A 17644-nucleotide genomic window follows, 5' to 3' on the forward strand; every position below is an offset into this window, starting at 1 on the left:
CGCTGACGCGGTGTCCGCGTCCTCGGCGCAGACTGGTCCCGTGGACCACGAGGCGCTGCGGCGGGTCGCAGACCTGCTCGACGAACGCAATCGCGTGGACGGCGAGATCGCCGCGCTCATCCAGCGGCCGATGACGTCCGGCCATCTGGGAGAGTGGATCGCTGCCGAGATCTTCGACATCGCACTCGAGAAGTCAGCAACGTCGGCCGCCCTGGACGGCTACTTCCGCTCCGGCCCGCTCCAGCATCGGTCAGTCAACGTGAAGTGGTACCTGCAGCGAGAGGGCATCGTCGATCTGACCTCCCCGACGGTGCCGGACGACTACCTCGTGATGACCGGTCCAACCAGCGCGGCGACGAGCTCGCACGGTCGAAAGCGGCCATGGCGGATCGACAGCGTCTACCTCTTCGATGCCACGCAATTGCGCGACGACCTGGTCGCGCGCGGCAGAAAGGTCGGCACGGCCTCGAGCGTTCGCGCCGAGCTGTGGGCGCAGGCTGAGATCTATCCGGAGCCGGCCAACTCTCGGTGGGTCCTCACCGAGGACCAGGTCGAAGCGCTGCGCTTGTTCACCCCGGCTGCGAAACGCCCGCCTGTCCCGTAGCCGCCCGCTATGGGACGCCCAACCTGTCCCGCTTCAGAGCCGCTCCTCTCCGGCCGACACTCTGGGAGCGGAGTGCTCGATAGTGAGAGCCCACCGTTCAACACTGTTGGGAGGCACAGCGGTGGGCCACAAGCTGCTGATCGGCTTGGCAGTCGGTTTGCCGGCTGCGTGGCTGCTGGGGATCGGGCTGAGTCTGGTACTGCCGTGGACCACGACTGATGCGACCGGCAGGGAGACCCTCGACGGTCCTGGCGCGGTGCTCTTCTACCTGACTCTCCTCGGGGGCGCTGCACTGACCCTCGTCGCGGTCGTTGCCTGCATCGCTTGGGGGCTCATAGTTCTCGTTGGTCGGGGAAGGAAACGCTCAGGAGCACGGTGACGGCGCGGAGACGTCCGCATGTCCCATGAACCGCCTTCTGGGCGAGTCCGAGGCGCCGCCGGGCCGATGTCGTCTCCCTCATCAGACGTCCTCATCTCGCCCAGAACTGTCAGAGGTGGCCCGTAGCTTCGGAGTGTGCAGACGCTGGCGGGGACCTCCGTGGTGGAGGGGGTGGTGGTCGACTGGGTGGGTGCCCGGCCGGAAGCTCACCTGGACGTGCCTGCCGAGTGGCTGGACGACGAGCAGGTCGCCGCGGAGCTGGGCCGGATCGAGCGGGACCGGGCGCGGCAGACCGCGCGGGAGGCGCAGCTGATCCTGCGGTTGGCGGAGCTGCGGCCGGATACGGACGACCCGGCGCCCGGCACACCCGGTGCGCGTCGGCGGAGCTGGCGGAAGACCGCTCCGGAGTTCGCCGGGGTCAGTGAGTTCTTCGTCGACGAGGTGGCGCACGCGCTGAACCTGGGCCGGGGGACGGCGGCGTTCCGGGCGCGGCGGGCGTTCACCTGGCGGGACAACCTGCCGGCCACGTTCGCAGCGCTGCGCCGGGGCGCGGTCGACGAGCGTCGGGCCGGGGTGCTGGCCGATGCTCTGCAGGGGGCTGCCCCGGAGCTGGCACGGGCAGTGGAGATGACTCTGTTGCCGGAGGCGGGTGAGCTGTCGCTCGCCCGCCTCCGGGATCGCGCTCTCGAGCTGCTCGCCGAGCTCGACGCCTCGGCGGTGGAGGAGCGGCGGGCCGAGGCTCAGTGTGCCGCCGACGTGCGCGTCCACCCGACGGCGGACGGGATGGCGGCGCTGACCGCCGACATGAGCGCGGAGGAGGCGGCGGCCTGCCACGCGGTGATCGACCAGCTGGCCGCGATGGCGAAGGCCGACGGTGACGAGCGGCCGATCGGGCAGATCCGGTCGGCGATCCATTCGATGCTCATCCTGCGCCCCGCCGATTCCGGCCTGGGCGGGGTGTCGGTGCAGTTGACCGTGACCGCCGCGCTCGACGGGCTCGACGGGGCCGGCGATCGGGGTGGCGAGGTCGCCGGCTTCGCGATCACCGCTGCGCACCTGCGTGAGCTGCTGCGCCGGGTGGAGGCGATCGGGCTGACCGCGCCGGCCGGTGGGTCGCTCACGTTCGCGCTCACCGACCAGCGCGGGCAACTGCTGGCCACGGTGAGCGGTGCAGAGCTCGGGCGGCTCGCGGCCAAGGGCTGCGCGCAGCACCCGGACGCGGCATGCGGCTGCGCGGTGCTGGGCATGCCGGCCGACACCGACAGCTACGAGCCCCGAGCGGCCCAGCAGCGGTTCGTGACGACGCGGGACCGGCGGTGCCGGATGCCGAACTGCGGTCAGCGGGTCGGTTGGGCCGACCTCGACCACGTGGTGGCGCATGCGGACGGCGGCCGGACGTCGTGCTCGAACCTGTGCTGCGCGTGCCGTTCCCACCACCGGCTGAAGACCTTCGCCCGGGGCTGGCGGTTCCGCATGGATCCCGACGGCACGCTGCACGTCACCAGCCCGTCGGGGATCACCCGGACGACCCGGCCGCCCGGTCTGCGACCACCCGAGCCGCCACCGTCACCGCCGGACCCCGCGGACGACCCGCCGCCGTTCTGAGTGCTGGGTACGAGTGGTGGTTCCGAGCGCTCGGTCCGAGGGCTGGTTCCAAGTGCTGGGTTCCAAGTGCTGGGGGTGCTGGCTGCTGGTTCCGAGTGCGTGGTCAGGTGAGTAGCGTCCGGGCGCCGGCGTCGGGCAGGCGCAGGCCCAGGCGGTCGAGCTCCAGCGTGGCCAGTGACCTGACCGCTGCCGGGTCGCCGGCGCGCCAGGCCGCGCCCGTGCCCGGCGGCAGCGCGGCCAGCCGGGGGAGCGGCGCGGTCGCCAGCGCCCGCGCGGCCAGCAGCTCCAGGTCGGGGCCGCCGGTCGAGGTGCCGGACAGCACCTGCTGAGCCGCGGTGGCCTCGCGCACCCAGCGGGTCCGCCAGGGCAGCCAGCGCAGCAGCATCCAGCCCACCGGCAGGACGACCAGCGCGACGGCCAGGATCAGAGCCAGGGTGTCGACGGCGTCCTGCGCGCTCTGCCCGGCGCCGCGCACCGAGCCGCTGGCCCGGGCCAGCGCGTCGAACGGCGTCGCCAGCTCGTCACCCACCAGCGGGACGTCCTCGGCCACGCCCGCCGCCGAGTCCATGCTGCCGCCGACCGACCGGCCGAGGTCCTCGACCGCCTTGCCCGGCCCGGCCAGCAGCAGCACCGCGCCGTGCGCGGCCCGCGCGGCGAGCACCCAGCCGACGATCCACACCAGCAGCCCGGCGTCGGCGGCGAGCTGGCGCAGGCGGAGGGCGGGGTGCTGGGCGTACAGGCGCATCCGCCCATCCTTCGGGCGGCCGCCACCGGCCGCAGGTCGAGCGTGCCCGGGCGGGAGCGTGCCTAGACTCCGGCCCATGCAGGTCGGGGTGGCCCGGGAGATCAAGAGCGGTGAGTACCGGGTGGCGCTCACCCCGGCCGGCGTGACCGAACTGGTCCGCGCCGGCCACACCGTGCTGGTCGAGAGCGGCGCCGGCGAGGGCTCCTCGATCCCCGACGCCGAGTACGCCGCCGCCGGTGCGCGGCTCGTGCCCGCTGCCGACGACGTCTGGGCCGACAGCGAGCTGCTGCTCAAGGTCAAGGAGCCGATCGCCGAGGAGTACGGCCGGCTGCGCGCCGGGCAGACGCTGTTCACCTACCTGCACCTGGCCGCGTCGCAGCAGTGCACCGACGCGCTCGTCGCCTCCGGCACCACCGCGATCGCCTACGAGACGGTGCAGACCGCCGACGGCGCGCTGCCGCTGCTCGCACCGATGTCCGAGGTCGCCGGCCGGATGGCACCGCAGGTCGGCGCGCACGCCCTCGAGCGTGCGCACGGCGGCCGCGGCGTCCTGCTCGGCGGCGTCCCCGGGGTGCCCGCCGCGACGGTCGTCGTCCTGGGCGCGGGGGTCTCCGGCATGAGCGCGGCCGCGATCGCCCTGGGGATGCAGGCGGAGGTCGTCGTCCTGGACAAGGACATCGACAAGCTGCGCGCCGCCGACCGGATCTACCAGGGCCACCTGCAGACGGTCGCGTCCACCGCTTACGCGGTGGAGCGCGCGGTGCTCGAGGCCGACCTGGTGATCGGCGCGGTGCTGGTGCCCGGCGCCCGGGCGCCGGTGCTGGTGAGCAGCGAGCTGGTGTCGCGCATGCGGCCCGGGTCGGTGCTGGTGGACATCGCCGTCGACCAGGGCGGCTGCTTCGAGGACACCCGGCCCACCACGCACGACGAGCCGACCTTCCGGGTGCACGGGTCGGTCTTCTACTGCGTCGCGAACATGCCCGGCGCGGTGCCGAACACCTCCACCCACGCGCTGACCAACGTCACGCTGCCCTACGTCATGACGCTGGCGGAGCACGGCACCGCCGGAGCGGTGGCGGCGGACCCGGCCCTGGCGCTCGGGGTGAACGTGGCCGGCGGCGAGGTCGTCCAGCCCGAGGTCGCCCGGGCGCACGGCCGGGCCGCCGTCCCGCTGACGGAGGTGCTGTCCTGACCGTCGCCGACGTCCCGCCGCGCGTCTCCGGCTCCGACGTGGAGCGGGTGGTGACGGGCTACCTGGACCACCTCACCGTGGAGCGCGGGCTCGCCTCGAACACCATCTCCTCCTACCGCCGCGACCTGCGCCGGTACACCGGGTACCTCGACGCGGCCGGCGTGCGCGGGCTGCGGGAGATCACCGAGTCCGACGTCGCCGGCTTCCTCGCCGCCCTGCGCCGTGGGGACGACGACCACCCGCCGCTGTCGGCCACGTCGGCCGCGCGCGCGGTCGTCGCGGTGCGCGGGCTGCACCGCTTCGCCCTGCTGGACGGCCTCGTGCCGGACGACGTCGCCGCCGAGGTCCGCCCGCCCACGCCGGCCCGCCGGCTGCCCAAGGCGGTGCCGGTCGAGTCGGTCGTCGCGCTGATCGAGGCGGCCGGTGCGCTCGAGGGGCCCCGCGGCCTGCGCGACCGGGCGCTGCTGGAGCTGCTGTACGGCACCGGCGCGCGCATCTCCGAGGCCGTCGGGCTCGCCGTCGACGACGTCGACCGCGGCCAGGCCACGGTGCGGCTGGCCGGGAAGGGCGGCAAGGAGCGGATCGTGCCCGTCGGCAGCTACGCCCTGCGGGCGGTGGAGGACTACCTGGTGCGGGCGCGGCCCGAGCTGGCCGTCAAGAGCCGGGTCGGGGTGCGCGGGGGAGCGCTGTTCCTCAACGTCCGCGGCGGCCCGCTGTCACGGCAGAGCGCCTGGCAGATCCTCCGGTCGGCCGCGGAGCGGGCCGACGGCACGGGCGGTGCGCTGGCCTCCTCGGTCTCGCCGCACACGCTCCGGCACTCCTTCGCCACCCACCTGCTCGACGGCGGGGCCGACGTGCGGGTCGTGCAGGAGCTGCTCGGTCACGCCTCGGTGACCACGACGCAGGTGTACACGCTGGTGACCGTCGATCGGTTGCGCGAGATCTATGCGACCAGCCATCCACGGGCGTTGAACTGACAGTCGGCCCGCGAAAGCCTTGGCAGATCTGACGGCCCATTCGGCTGGAGCAGTCCCACAAGTTGTCAATCGTCGCCATGTCGACAAGTCTCCGGCGCGCCCCCTTGGGCATTCCGGCCACGCTTCGTAGCGTCCTCATCACTCGAGCGGACAGGACGGCTGACCGCGCCCCAGAACCGGGGACCGGGTACGAGGTGGAGGCGACAGACCCATGGCGATCCGAGCGGACGCGGCCCACGCCGTCGCGCGCCCGCGTGACGGCGACCCGGAGATGGGTGCCGCCGCCTCGCGGCAGGACCCCGCGCGGGCCCGGCAGCGTCGGCTGCCGGACCCCAAGCCGCTGACCGAGCACGGTCCGGCCCGCGTCATCGCGATGTGCAACCAGAAGGGCGGCGTCGGCAAGACGACGTCGACGATCAACCTGGGTGCCGCGCTGACCGAGTTCGGCCGCAAGGTGCTGCTCATCGACCTCGACCCGCAGGGTGCCCTGTCGGTCGGGCTCGGGATCCCGGCCCAGAACATGGACCGGACCATCTACAACGCCCTGATGGAGCGGAACACCACGCTGCGCGACGTGCGGGTGCACACCGACGTCCCCGGCCTGGACCTGGTCCCCAGCAACATCGACCTGTCCGCCGCCGAGGTGCAGCTGGTCAGCGAGGTCGCCCGTGAGCAGACCCTGCTCCGCGTGCTCGCCGACGTGCGCGACGAGTACGACTACATCCTCATCGACTGCCAGCCCTCGCTGGGCCTGCTCACGGTCAACGCCCTGACCGCCGCGCAGGGCGTCATGATCCCGCTGGAGTGCGAGTTCTTCTCGCTGCGCGGGGTGGCGCTGCTGGTCGACACGATCGACAAGGTGAAGGAGCGGCTCAACCCGCAGCTGGAGATCTCCGGCATCCTCGCCACGATGTACGACTCCCGGACCGTGCACTGCAAGGAGGTGTTCAGCCGGGTGGTCGAGGCCTTCGGCGACACCGTCTTCCAGACCGTCATCCAGCGCACCGTCCGCTTCCCGGAGACCACCGTCGCCGGGCAGCCGATCACCACCTGGGCGCCGACGTCCTCGGGTGCCGCGGCCTACCGCGACCTCGCCAAGGAGGTGCTGGCGCTGTGACCCGACGCCCCGTCCTGCCCGGTGCGTCCGAGCTGTTCCGGCGCACCGACTCCGCCTCCGCCCTGCCGGAGGTGACCGAGCTGCCGAGCCTGAGCAGCACGGTGAGCTCGCCGGCCCTGCGCGGCGCGGTCGCCGGCCGCCGGGCGGAGGAGCCGGCCGCCGAGCCCGCCGCGGCCAGCCCGCTCACCCTCGTCCCGGGTGGTGCGGCCACGGCCGACGACGATCTCGCCGCCTTCCGCGGCGCCCCCGCGCCGGCTCCGGTGCTCCGGCCGAGTGTGCCGACCCGGGGCCGCCCGGCGCGCGGCCGCGAGCGCACCAAGCACGACGAGAAGATCACCGTCTACATCTCGGCCGACGACCTGATGCAGCTGGAGACCGCGCGGCTGACCCTGCGCGGCCAGCACGGTCTGGCCGCCGACCGCGGGCGGATCGTCCGGGAGGCGATCTCGGTGATCCTCGCCGACCTCGCCGACCGCGGTGAGGACTCCGTGCTGGTCCGCCGGCTCAAGGGATGAGCACCCGGCGGGCCTAGGCTGCCGTCGTGACCGAGGCGCCGCAGACCGCGCGTTTCACCGTCAAGCTGACCAACTTCGAGGGGCCGTTCGACCTCCTGCTGCAGCTGATCGGCAAGCACAAGCTCGACGTCACCGAGATCGCGCTGTCGAAGGTCACCGACGAGTTCATCGCCCACCTGCGCGCGCTCGGCGGGGAGCTCGACCTCGACCAGGCCAGCGAGTTCCTCGTCGTCGCCTCCACGCTGCTCGACCTCAAGGCCGCCCGGCTGCTGCCGGCCGCCGACGTCGACGACGAGGACGACCTCGAGCTGCTCGAGGCCCGGGACCTGCTCTTCGCCCGGCTCCTGCAGTACAAGGCCTACAAGCTTGCCGCGGCCTTCCTGCGCGAGCGGGAGGCCGACGCGTCCCGCCGGTTCCCCCGCGCGGTGGCCCTCGAGGCGCGCTTCGCCGACCTCGTGCCCGAGGTGCGCCTGGACGTCACCCCCGAGCAGTTCGCCGCCCTCGCCGCGCGGGCCCTGGCACCGAAGCCGGTGGAGACGGTCGGCGTCGCGCACCTGCACGCCCCGGCGGTCAGCGTGAGCGAGCAGCTGATGGTCGTCCGCGACCACCTGGCCCGCGCCGGCACCGTCTCCTTCCGCGCGCTGACCGCCGACTGCTCGCACACCCTCGAGGTCGTCGCCCGGTTCCTCGCGCTGCTCGAGCTCTACCGGCAGCAGCGGGTGACCTTCGAGCAGCTGACGCCGCTCGGTGACCTGCACGTCCGCTGGACCGGGCGGGAGGCCTCCGGCGAGGCGGTCGACGTGGACGGCGCGCTGCCCGGCCCCGGCACCCCCGACGACCTCGACGAGGAGTACTCGTGACCAGCGACGACGACCGGCCCGGCGACCCAGGCCCGCGCGACGAGCCCGCCCCCATCTCCTGGGAGGCGCTGGCCGCCGAGCTCGCGGCGACCCGCGAGGTGGCCGCGAGTCGCGGCGAGGACGACCCCGCCGCGTGGGACGCCGTCGCCGCGGAGCTGGCCGCCCGCGTCTCGGACCTGCCGGTCGAGGAGCCGGAGGTCGCGCCCGTCCCGCTGGAGGACGACGGGGACACCCCGGCCACGGCGCCCGCCCCGGAACCCGAACCCGAAACCGGAGCCGAACCCGAGCAGGTGCCCGAGGCGCTGGAGCTGCTCGACCCGGACGAGCTGCGGGGCGGGCTGGAGGCGCTGCTGTTCGTCATGGACGACCCGGTCGACGAGGTCACCCTCGCCGGGGCGCTGCGCTGCGACCTGATCCAGCTCCGCACCGGGCTGGCCGAGCTCGCCGCGGGCTACGACGCGCGCTCGGCCGGGATCACGCTGCGCCGGGTGGGGGAGGGGTGGCGGCTCTACACCCGCGAGGAGCACGCCGGCGTCGTCGAGCGGTTCCTCGTGGACGGCCAGCGCAGCCGGCTCACCCAGGCCGCGCTGGAGACCCTCGCCGTCATCGCCTACCGGCAGCCGGTGACCCGTGCCCGGGTGGCCGCCATCCGCGGGGTCGGCGTCGACGGCGTGATGCGCACGCTGATCAGCCGCGGGCTGGTCTCCGAGGTGGGCAGCGACCCCGACAGCGGGGGAGGGCTGTACGCCACGACGCCGCTGTTCCTGGAACGGCTCGGGCTCACCAGCCTCGCGGACCTGCCCGAACTGGCCCCGCTGCTGCCGGAGACCTCCACCGTCCTCGACGAGCACCCCGACAGCTGAGCCACCCCCGCGCGAGGGAGCCGTCGGCCGGGTGGCGGTCGCCGGGCCCGCGAGGTGGGAGACTGGGCGGTGATGAGCGCTGCGACCCCGAACGACGAGACCCCGAACGATGACGTCCCCATCTCCGCAGGCGAGGGCTGGTCCGAGGACATGGAGCTGGCTCCTGTCCACCCCGGCGACCGCGCGCCCGAGGGCGACGGCGACGACCGCGAGGGGGAGCGGCTGCAGAAGGTCCTGGCCCGTGCCGGGGTCGGCAGCCGGCGGGTCAGCGAGGACATGATCGACGCGGGCCGGATCAGCGTGAACGGCGCCGTCGTCACGGTGCAGGGCATGCGGGTGGATCCGACGCGCGACAAGATCGCCGTGGACGGCGTCCGCGTCGAGATCCGCGACGACCGGGTCACCTACGCGATGAACAAGCCGCCGGGCGTGCTGACCGCGATGAGCGACGACCGCAACCGCCCGACCGTCGGCGACATGGTGGGCGACCTGGCCCCCGGCCTGGTGCACGTCGGCCGGCTGGACCAGGACACCGAGGGCCTGCTGCTGCTCACCACCGACGGCGAGCTGGCCCACCGGCTGGCCCACCCGTCCTACGGCGTCCAGAAGACCTACCTGGCCCAGGTGTCGGGCTCGGTGCCCCGTGACATGGCCAAGCGGCTGCGCGGCGGCATCGACCTCGACGACGGCCCGGTCAAGGTCGACTCGTTCCGCGTCGTCGACACCCACGCCGGCCAGTCGGTGGTCGAGGTCGTGCTGCACGAGGGCCGCAAGCACATCGTCCGCCGGCTGCTGGCCGAGGTCGGGCTGCCGGTGTCCCGGCTGACCCGAACCGCCGTCGGGCCGATCGAGCTGCGCGCGATGCGCTCCGGCACGATCCGCAAGCTCAGCCGGCAGGAGCTCGGCACCCTCTCGGAGCTCGTCGGGCTGTAGGTCCCGGGCGGGGAGCGGCGTTCCGGGGGACCGGTGGCGGAGGCTCCCTAGACTCGATCGAGGCCCCCGGCGATCCGGGCGCCGGTGCAGCGCAGAGAACGAACGAGGAGTGTGCATGGCCGTCCGAGCCATCCGGGGCGCGACGCAGGTCGAGGCCGACGACCGGGAGCAGGTGCTCGAGGCAACCCGCGAGCTGGTGAGCACCGTGCTCGAGCGCAACGCGCTGGAGCACGACGACGTCATCAGCATCGTGTTCACCGCCACGCCCGACCTGGTCTCGGAGTTCCCGGCGCTGGCCGCGCGCGAGCTGGGCATGGGTGACGTGCCGCTGATGTGCGCCACCGAGATCGCCGTCCCGCACGCCCTGCCGCGGGTGCTGCGGTTGATGGCGCACGTGGAGACCCCGCGGCCGCGCTCGGAGATCCAGCACGTCTACCTGCGCGGTGCCGCCGCGCTGCGCCGGGACATCGCCCAGTGACCGACCCGACGCCCGAGCAGCACCCGTTCCGGGGCGCGGTGACCCTCGACGGGCCGTCGGGCACCGGCAAGTCCAGCGTCGGCCGGGGGGTCGCCGCCCGGCTGGGCGCGTCCTACCTGGACACCGGGGCGATGTACCGCGCGGCCACGGTCGCCGTCCTGGACGCCGGGATCGACCCCGGCGACGCCGAGGCCGTCGCCCGGACCGTGGCCGCCGCCCGCATCGAGGTGGGCACCGAGGCCGGGACGGAGCGCGTGGAGGTCGACGGCGCCGACGTCGCCGTCCGCATCCGGAGCGCCGAGGTCACCCGGGCGGTGTCCGCGGTCTCCGCGGTGCCGGCCGTGCGCCGGCAGCTGGTCGCCCAGCAGCGCGACCTCGTGGGGGCGGCCGACGCCGTCGTCGTCGAGGGGCGCGACATCGGCACGGTCGTCCTGCCCGACGCGACGCTGAAGGTCTACCTGACCGCGGCGCCCGAGGTCCGCGCCCAGCGCCGGGCCGGGCAGCTCGGCCTCACCGAGGCCGCACAGATCGACGACCTGGCCGCGGATCTGCGCCGCCGGGACCAGTACGACAGCAGCCGGGCGGACAGCCCGCTGCGACCGGCCGCGGACGCCGTGGTCGTGGACAGCAGTGAGCTGAGCCAGCAGGCCGTGGTGGACCGCATCGTGGCGCTGGCTCAGGCCGCGCTGGTGACAGGGGACCGAACGTGACCGAGAAGCAGGACGGGCCGCTGCCCGTCGTCGCCATCGTGGGCCGCCCGAACGTGGGCAAGTCGACGCTGGTCAACCGCATCCTGGGCCGCCGCGCCGCGGTCGTGCAGGACGTCCCCGGGGTCACGCGGGACCGCATCTCCTACGAGGCCCTGTGGAACGGCAAGCGCTTCACCGTGATGGACACCGGCGGCTGGGACCCCAAGGCCGTCGGCATGGGCGCGTCGATCACCCGTCAGGCGCAGCTCGCCATGGAGACCGCCGACGTCATCGTCCTCGTCGTCGACAGCCAGGTGGGCGCGACCGACACCGACCTCGCCGCGGCTCGCATCCTGCGGCGCAGTGACCGGCCGGTGATCCTGGTCGCCAACAAGGTCGACGACGAGCGCAGCGAGGGCAACGTCCACGAGCTGTGGAGCCTGGGCATGGGGGAGCCGCAGCCGGTCAGCGCGCTGCACGGGCGCTCCAGCGGTGACCTGCTCGACCTGATCCTGGACGCGATGCCCGAGGCCCCCCGCGAGCAGGAGCACGAGGAGGGCCCGCGCCGCGTGGCCCTCGTCGGCCGCCCGAACGTGGGCAAGTCCAGCCTGATCAACCGGCTGGCCAAGGAGGAGCGCTCGGTCGTCGACTCCGTCGCCGGGACGACGGTCGACCCGGTCGACTCGATCGTGACCCTCGGCGGCGAGGAGTGGAAGTTCGTCGACACGGCCGGGCTGCGCCGCAAGGTCAACACCGCCAGCGGCATGGAGTACTACGCCAGCCTGCGCACCGAGGCCGCGATCCAGGCCGCCGAGGTCGCCGTCGTCCTGCTGGCCGCCGACGAGGTCATCAGCGAGCAGGACCAGCGGGTCATCACCCAGGTCGTCGAGGCCGGCCGGGCCCTGGTGATCGCCTTCAACAAGTGGGACACCCTCGACGAGGACCGGCACGACCAGCTCGAGCGCGAGATCGAGCGCGACCTGGCCCGCATCAAGTGGGCCACCCGGGTCAACATCTCCGCCACCACCGGCCGGGGCGTCGGCAAGCTCGCCGACCACCTGCGCTGGGCCCTGGCCTCGTGGGAGAAACGGGTGCCGACCGCCGAGCTGAACCAGTTCATCCGGGCGCTGGTGCAGGAGACCCCGCCGCCGGCGCGCGGCGGACGGGCGCCCAAGATCAAGTACGTGACGCAGGCCGACGTCCGCCCGCCGCGGTTCGTCGTCTTCTCCACCGGCTTCCTCGAGGCCGGCTACCGGCGGTTCCTCGAGCGCAAGCTGCGCGAGCAGTGGGGCTTCGCCGGCACGCCGATCGAGGTCTCGGTCAAGGTGCGCGAGGGCCGCGACCGGGACGCCAAGAAGAGCTGAGTGGGGCAGAGCTGACCGACGGGAGGGCCGGCGTACCGGCCCTCCCGTCGGTCAGGTCCGCGGTCGGACGTCCTGAAGGGCGTCCTGCCGGGTGCGCGGCGACGGCACCCTGACGTCCTCGCTGCCCCCGGTGCCCTCCGGCTCGTCGCGACGCTGCGCCAGCCGGCTGGGCCACCACATCCACCGGCCCACGTCGAGGGTGAGCGCGGTGACCAGCACCGACCGGACGACCAGGGTGTCCAGCAGCACGCCGAGCGCGACGGCGATGCCGAGCTGGGTGAGGAACGTCAGCGGCAGCGTGCCCAGCACCGCGAAGGTCGCCGCGAGCACCAGCCCGGCCGAGGTGATCACCCCGCCGGTGGCCGCGAGACCGATCAGCGCCGCCGGCCGGGTGCCGTGGTCGTGCGTCTCCTCCCGCACCCGGGTCATCAGGAAGATGTTGTAGTCGATGCCCAGGGCGACGAGGAAGACGAACACGAACAGCGGGAACGAGCTGTCCGTCGTCCCGACGCCCAGCGTCCAGTCGAAGATCAGTGCGCTGATGCCGAGCGCGGCGCCGTAGGAGACCACGACGGTCGCGATGAGGATCACCGGGGCGACGACCGCCCGGAGCAGCAGCCCGAGCACCAGCAGGACGACTCCCATGATCAGCGGGATGACCACCCGGTTGTCCCGCTGCGCGGCGTCCTGGACGTCGAGGTTGACGGCGGTGTTGCCGCCGACCAGCGCCTCGCCGTCCCCGACGTCGTCGAGCCCGGCGCGCAGCCGGTCGATGGTGTCGTAGGCGGCCTGGCTGTCCGCGCGGTCGGCCAGGGTCGCCTCGACGAGCGCGGCATCCCCGGTGACCTCCGGTTCGGCGACGGCGCTGATGCCGTCGGTCGCCGCGACGGCGTCCGCGACCTCGTCGGCGTCCGCGGCGGTGGTGAGGACGTACACCGGGTTGCCGGCGGTCGCGGGGAAGTGCCGGGCGGCGACCTCCTCGCCGACGATGGACTCCGGCGTGCCGCGGAACCCGTCGGCCTGGGAGAGGCCCTTGGCGTCCAGGCCGAAGATCCCGATGCCGCCGACGAGGAGCAGCACGCTGGTGACCACCCACACGGCACGGGGCCGGGGTGCGATCAGGCCGCCGATGCGGGCCCACATCCCGGTCGCGCTCGGCTCGGGGCTGCCCAGAGCGGGCCGCACCGGCCAGAAGACCCAGCGGCCGCAGATGACCAGCAGGGCGGGCAGCAGCGTCATCAGCACCACGAGGGTGACGGCGACGCCGATGGCGGCGACCGGGCCGAGCCCGGCCGTGGAGTTCATGTCGGCGAAGGCCAGGCACAGCATGCCGAGGACGACCGTGCCACCGCTGGCGAGCACGGCGGGCCCGGCCCGGTGGACGGCCTCGGTCATCGCCTCGTGCCGGTCGGCGTGCAGCCGCAGTTCCTCCCGGTAGCGGGCGACCAGCAGCAGCGCGTAGTCCGTGCCCGCGCCGATGACCAGCACGGTGAGGATGCTCGCGCTCTGCGCGTTGACGGTGAGGTCGGCGTGGCGGGCGAGCAGGTAGATCAGCGCCTGCGAGCAGAACAGCGCCACCACCGCGGAGAAGATCGGCAGGATCCACAGGATCGGACTGCGGTAGGTGACCAGCAGGATCAGGATCACGACGCCCAGGGCGGCGAACAGCAGAGCGCCGTCGATGCCCTCGAACGCCTCCGAGGAGTCGGCGGCGTTGCCCGCCGGGCCGGTGATCCAGGACTCCAGGCCGTCGGGGGCGTCGGCGGCCTCGGCGCGCAGGTCGTCGACCAGCGGCGCGATCGCCTCCCACCCCTCGTCGCCCATGTTCAGCGGCACGACGAGCTGGACGGCCTCGCCGTCCTCCGAGCGGATCGGGCCGGTGATCTCGCCGTCGAGGTCCTCGAGCCGGCTGAAGGCGGCGGCGTCGGCCTCGACGGCGGCGAGGTCGGCATCGGTGAGTCCGCCGGTGCGCTCGTAGACGACCACCGCCTGGATGACGTCGGGGTCCGAGCCCAGCTCGGCCTGCAGCTCGATCGCGCGCGTGGACTCGGCGTCCGCGGGAAGCCACGAGGAGACCTCGTTGTCCTGCTCGTCGGTCAGGCCGCCGGCCAGCGGCCCCGAGGCCGCGGCGAGCACCAGCCAGAAGACGAGGACGACCCACTTGAAGCGGCGGTGGCTGACGCGCGACGCGAACGATCTGCCCATGACGGAGTCCCTCCGGCACCTCGGTGCCCTGGTCGAGGAGGACGGCGACGGCCCGTTGCGGAGAGGTTGGCACCGTCGTCGTCGGGTGTCACCGGGTTTGACGCCGTGGGCTCCCGGAACTGAGCGGGGGGCCGCCGGACGGCGGGTGGTGGTGCGGTAATCTTCCGGGGCGGTCGTCGCGCGCCCGGGTTCGTTCCCGGGAAGCGGAAGGCGCGCGGGCTGTAGCGCAGCTTGGTAGCGCACCTGACTGGGGGTCAGGGGGTCGCAGGTTCAAATCCTGTCAGCCCGACAGAAGGTACGTGCTGGTCAGGGGTCGGTTCCGGGAGACCGGGAGCGGCCCCTGAGTCGTTCGCAGGGCGCCAGTTGTCCGCAGCCGCCCGGGACCGGTCAGGCGCTGGTGAGCCCGAGCTGACCGAGCGCCGGGTCGGACGACTCCTGCGGAGTGGTGGGGCCGGCCAGCAGGAGCCGGTTGTCCATCAGCTGCATCGACAGCGGCCGCATGCCGAGCCGCGTCATCACCGAGACGCCGGCGGTCTCGTCGCAGCCGTTCAGGACGACCGCGGTGCGGTCCTCGCTCTGCACGACCTCGTCGGTCGCCCGCAGCTGAGCCGACAGCCCGGTCGCCCGGCGCGGGACGACGGCCATGACGGCGATGTCGGAACGGGCCTCCCGCCGTTCCGCCGAGAGGCCGTCGGCGACGGCCGTCATGCGGGCCATCTCCGCGCGGAGGACGCCGGCGAGGAGGTCGGCGCTGCGGTCCCAGGAGAAGCACCCGGCCCACGCCCGGCAGGTCTCGGCGATCTGCCCGGCCCGCACCGGGTCGGCCAGGCGGCGCAGGGCGCCGGTCAGGGCCGCACCGAGCCGCCCCGGCTCGTCCACCAGCCATCCGGTCTCGCCGTCGAGGACCGAGTCCCGGACACCCGGCACGCGCAGGGCCAGGCACGGCACCCCCCGGGCGGCCGCCTCGAGGACCGAGGAGCCCCAGCCCTCCGCCTGCGAGGTGGAGGTCGTCAGCCAGGCCCGCGAGAGGAGCTCGTCACGGACGTCGTCGGAGGCGCGCCCGTGGAAGGCCACCGTCGCCTGCATGCCCAGCTCGTCGACGAGGCTCCGCAGCCGGGCTCCGTCCGGCCCGTCGCCGACGATGTCGACGCGCAGGGCCGGGATCGCCTCCGCCACCGTGCGCAGGTGGCCGAGGAGCAGGTCGATGCGCTTGTGCGGCACGAGCCGGCTCACCAGCGTGATGGTCGGCTCGGCGGCGCGCCGGTTGCGCTCCGGCGGTGGCACCACGGTCCCGTTCGGGACGACGTGGATCGGTCCGCGGAATCCCAGCCTGGCGCGCAGCTCGTGCCGGGTGGACGGCGAGACCGCGACGATCGGCCGATCCCGGTAGACGCGGCGCGCAGCGGGGCCCTCGAGCCACCGGCCCAGGGCGGCGAGGGGAGGGGAGAAGTGGGTGGAGAACTGGTCCTGGTGCACGTGGTGCACGAGCTGCACCACCGGCGTCCGCCGCCCGGCGAACAGCGGCGCGAAGAACGGCGTCCCGTTCTGGCAGTCCACGACGGCGTCGAAGTGCCCGCGGGCGCGGGCTCCGCGCGCGGCGGTGTGCGAGAAGACCGACAGCGCGTTCCCGGCCCGCAGGAAGTGGATCCCGTCCAGCCGCTCGTGCTCCGGTTGCCCCGGGACCGCGGAGGTCAGCCAGGTGACCTGGGCGCCGGCCTGCACCCAGCGGGTGCCGATCTCGTGCATGTACTGCTCGGCGCCGCCGGCCAGGGGGTGGCGGATGTCGCGCCAGTTGAGGACCAGGATCCGGGAGCCCCGCAGCAGCTCGGAGTGGCTCGTCACGACACGCGCCCGGCCGCGACGCGCTGGAACTGCAGCACGGCCCGGAAGGCGGACACCCCGTCGCGCAGCGGGGAGAACGACGAGCCGTCCGCGTGGCTCCACGCGACGGGGACCTCCAGGATCTCCGCGCCGGCGTTCTGCAGGTGTCGCAGCAGCTCGACGTCGAAGGCGAAGCCGGTGGTGCGGCAGCTGACCAGCGCCGGCACGAGGGCGGCGCGATCGAAGAACTTGAAGCCGCACTGGGTGTCGTGCACCCCGGGGACGACGCTGCGGGACACCGCGCGGAACGCGGCGCCACCGAGCCGCCGGGTGGTGGGCTGGTGCTGGACGAGCCGGGCTCCGGGGGCGTACCGGGATCCGACGACCGCCACCGCGCCGGCCTCCAGGTGCCCCATCACGGTGCACAGCGTCTCGACCGGAGTGGCGAGGTCGGCGTCGAAGAAGCCGACGAAGCGCGCGCGGCTGCGCAGCAGCGCGCGCCGGACGGCCGCGCCCTTCCCGGGCCGCGCGCAGCCGACGAGCTCCACCGGCACCGCCGTGTCCGTCGCCGCCTCGTCCGTCGCCGCCCTGAAGGCACGCACGACGTCGGCGGTCCCGTCGGAACTGCCGTTGTCCACGACGACCACGCGGGAGGACCAGGGCTGGTCGCGGAGGAAGTCGACGGTGCGGCGCAGCGTCTCCGGCAGGCGCAGCGCCTCGTTGTAGGCGGGGATCGCGATCTCGAGGTCGACGCCCGGCCCGGGCGCGCGAGGCGCCGCCGGGCGCTCGGCTCCCGACCCGCCGTCGCGCGGCCCCCGCAGCTGGACGAGCACGGGTCGCTCGACCTGCGCCGTCGCCGGGTCACCGACCGGGCCGCCGACCGGCTCGGGGGGCACCAGGCCGCCCACGACCGGCTCGACCAGGGTCATCGGAGGCCCCCGTCCGTGCACCCTGCTGCGCCGGGCCGCGACGGCCGGTGGGCGGAGCCCCGGAGCCGGGCGCGCGGCTGGCTCGTCACGTCCCTGTGCTCCTCTCGGTGCCGGAAACGCACTCGGAGCGTGCTCGGATAAATGCGCTGGCGGGGCGTCACTATGGAACGCTGTTCGCCACCGGTCAACCCGCACAATGCGCGACTGCACCGATTCCCGAAAGAGTGCGCTCCGGGAGAATGAGCGGAACGGAATAGGCCGGAATGGTCGCCGTCACCCGGAAGATTGGTCTGCTTGACGATTCCTCCGACCGGCTGCCAGGGTGCGCCGCATGTGGGGCGCGCCGGAGGAAATGCGGGCTCCCTCCG

The 17644-nt window shown here is 73.8% G+C and carries 16 protein-coding genes and 1 tRNA gene; 13 read left to right on the forward strand and 4 right to left on the reverse strand.

Annotation, left to right across the window (positions count from 1 at the left end; all coding sequences use genetic code 11):
- The first annotated feature begins 40 nt into the window (after window positions 1-40).
- Together CRP29_RS10000 and CRP29_RS10005 are read left to right on the forward strand one after the other, a co-directional pair.
- A complete protein-coding gene (locus CRP29_RS10000) occupies window positions 41-604 on the forward strand; it encodes a hypothetical protein (protein WP_217991527.1) in 564 nt (187 codons plus the stop codon).
- Between the two features lie 514 nt (window positions 605-1118).
- Entirely contained in the window at window positions 1119-2588 is a 1470-nt protein-coding gene (locus CRP29_RS10005; RefSeq protein WP_097194941.1) for an HNH endonuclease signature motif containing protein, read from the forward strand.
- Between the two features lie 103 nt (window positions 2589-2691).
- On the opposite strand, the gene CRP29_RS10010 is transcribed toward CRP29_RS10005, so the two are convergent.
- Window positions 2692-3333, reverse strand: a complete 642-nt coding sequence (locus tag CRP29_RS10010) for a hypothetical protein (protein ID WP_097194942.1) — start codon at window positions 3331-3333, stop codon at window positions 2692-2694.
- 76 nt (window positions 3334-3409) lie between these two features.
- Between CRP29_RS10010 and ald the strand changes: the two genes are divergently transcribed.
- The 10 genes from ald to der all read left to right on the forward strand — a co-directional run bounded on the left by ald (window position 3410) and on the right by der (window position 12321).
- Entirely contained in the window at window positions 3410-4525 is a 1116-nt protein-coding gene (gene ald, locus CRP29_RS10015) for an alanine dehydrogenase (protein WP_097194943.1), read from the forward strand.
- A gap of 50 nt (window positions 4526-4575) precedes the next feature.
- Complete coding sequence (locus CRP29_RS10020; protein WP_281256797.1) at window positions 4576-5502, forward strand: site-specific tyrosine recombinase XerD; 927 nt, start codon at window positions 4576-4578, stop codon at window positions 5500-5502.
- Window positions 5503-5713: 211 nt separating this feature from the next.
- A complete protein-coding gene (locus CRP29_RS10025; protein WP_097194944.1) occupies window positions 5714-6619 on the forward strand; it encodes a ParA family protein in 906 nt (301 codons plus the stop codon).
- Window positions 6616-7134: a hypothetical protein gene (locus tag CRP29_RS10030; RefSeq protein WP_097194945.1), complete on the forward strand. Its 519-nt coding sequence runs from the start codon at window positions 6616-6618 to the stop codon at window positions 7132-7134. Before CRP29_RS10025 ends, CRP29_RS10030 begins: the two co-directional genes overlap by 4 nt.
- Before the next feature lie 26 nt (window positions 7135-7160).
- Window positions 7161-7994 (forward strand): segregation and condensation protein A, encoded by an 834-nt coding sequence (locus tag CRP29_RS10035; RefSeq protein WP_097194946.1) that lies wholly within the window; start codon window positions 7161-7163, stop codon window positions 7992-7994.
- Window positions 7991-8857 (forward strand): SMC-Scp complex subunit ScpB, encoded by an 867-nt coding sequence (gene scpB, locus CRP29_RS10040; RefSeq protein ID WP_097194947.1) that lies wholly within the window; start codon window positions 7991-7993, stop codon window positions 8855-8857. The genes CRP29_RS10035 and scpB overlap by 4 nt, the downstream gene beginning before the upstream one ends.
- Before the next feature lie 72 nt (window positions 8858-8929).
- Complete coding sequence (locus CRP29_RS10045; RefSeq protein ID WP_217991528.1) at window positions 8930-9790, forward strand: pseudouridine synthase; 861 nt, start codon at window positions 8930-8932, stop codon at window positions 9788-9790.
- A gap of 115 nt (window positions 9791-9905) precedes the next feature.
- On the forward strand, window positions 9906-10268 hold the full coding sequence (gene aroH / locus CRP29_RS10050) for a chorismate mutase (RefSeq protein ID WP_097194948.1): 363 nt from the start codon (window positions 9906-9908) through the stop codon (window positions 10266-10268).
- A complete protein-coding gene (gene cmk, locus CRP29_RS10055; RefSeq protein WP_097194949.1) occupies window positions 10265-10978 on the forward strand; it encodes a (d)CMP kinase in 714 nt (237 codons plus the stop codon). Before aroH ends, cmk begins: the two co-directional genes overlap by 4 nt.
- Window positions 10975-12321 (forward strand): ribosome biogenesis GTPase Der, encoded by a 1347-nt coding sequence (gene der, locus CRP29_RS10060; protein ID WP_097194950.1) that lies wholly within the window; start codon window positions 10975-10977, stop codon window positions 12319-12321. The genes cmk and der overlap by 4 nt, the downstream gene beginning before the upstream one ends.
- Window positions 12322-12372: 51 nt before the next feature.
- Here der and CRP29_RS10065 read toward each other — a convergent pair whose 3' ends face one another.
- Window positions 12373-14526 (reverse strand): MMPL family transporter, encoded by a 2154-nt coding sequence (locus CRP29_RS10065; RefSeq protein ID WP_097194951.1) that lies wholly within the window; start codon window positions 14524-14526, stop codon window positions 12373-12375.
- A 215-nt stretch (window positions 14527-14741) separates the two neighbouring features.
- On the opposite strand from CRP29_RS10065, the gene CRP29_RS10070 reads away from it, so the two are divergent.
- Window positions 14742-14815, forward strand: a tRNA-Pro gene (locus tag CRP29_RS10070).
- 98 nt (window positions 14816-14913) lie between these two features.
- Here CRP29_RS10070 and CRP29_RS10075 read toward each other — a convergent pair.
- The gene (locus CRP29_RS10075) at window positions 14914-16368 is read right to left on the reverse strand and encodes a glycosyltransferase family 4 protein (protein ID WP_097194952.1); all 1455 of its coding nucleotides are present in this window, start codon (window positions 16366-16368) and stop codon (window positions 14914-14916) included.
- Window positions 16365-17276 (reverse strand): glycosyltransferase, encoded by a 912-nt coding sequence (locus tag CRP29_RS10080; protein ID WP_101541085.1) that lies wholly within the window; start codon window positions 17274-17276, stop codon window positions 16365-16367. The genes CRP29_RS10075 and CRP29_RS10080 overlap by 4 nt, the downstream gene beginning before the upstream one ends.
- Window positions 17277-17644: the final 368 nt, after the last annotated feature.

This window comes from Blastococcus aggregatus, from assembly GCF_900221005.1.
Classification (GTDB): domain Bacteria; phylum Actinomycetota; class Actinomycetes; order Mycobacteriales; family Geodermatophilaceae; genus Blastococcus; species Blastococcus aggregatus.

What these genes read in the sequence shown, in the direction of transcription:
- CRP29_RS10010 (WP_097194942.1), bottom strand. Translation starts at nt 3,333, where the DNA reads ATGCGCCTGTACGCCCAGCACCCCGCCCTCCGCCTGCGCCAGCTCGCC.
- ald (WP_097194943.1), top strand. Translation starts at nt 3,410, where the DNA reads ATGCAGGTCGGGGTGGCCCGGGAGATCAAGAGCGGTGAGTACCGGGTG.
- CRP29_RS10025 (WP_097194944.1), top strand. Translation starts at nt 5,714, where the DNA reads ATGGCGATCCGAGCGGACGCGGCCCACGCCGTCGCGCGCCCGCGTGAC.
- CRP29_RS10045 (WP_217991528.1), top strand. Translation starts at nt 8,930, where the DNA reads ATGAGCGCTGCGACCCCGAACGACGAGACCCCGAACGATGACGTCCCC.
- aroH (WP_097194948.1), top strand. Translation starts at nt 9,906, where the DNA reads ATGGCCGTCCGAGCCATCCGGGGCGCGACGCAGGTCGAGGCCGACGAC.
- CRP29_RS10065 (WP_097194951.1), bottom strand. Translation starts at nt 14,526, where the DNA reads ATGGGCAGATCGTTCGCGTCGCGCGTCAGCCACCGCCGCTTCAAGTGG.
- CRP29_RS10080 (WP_101541085.1), bottom strand. Translation starts at nt 17,276, where the DNA reads ATGACCCTGGTCGAGCCGGTCGTGGGCGGCCTGGTGCCCCCCGAGCCG.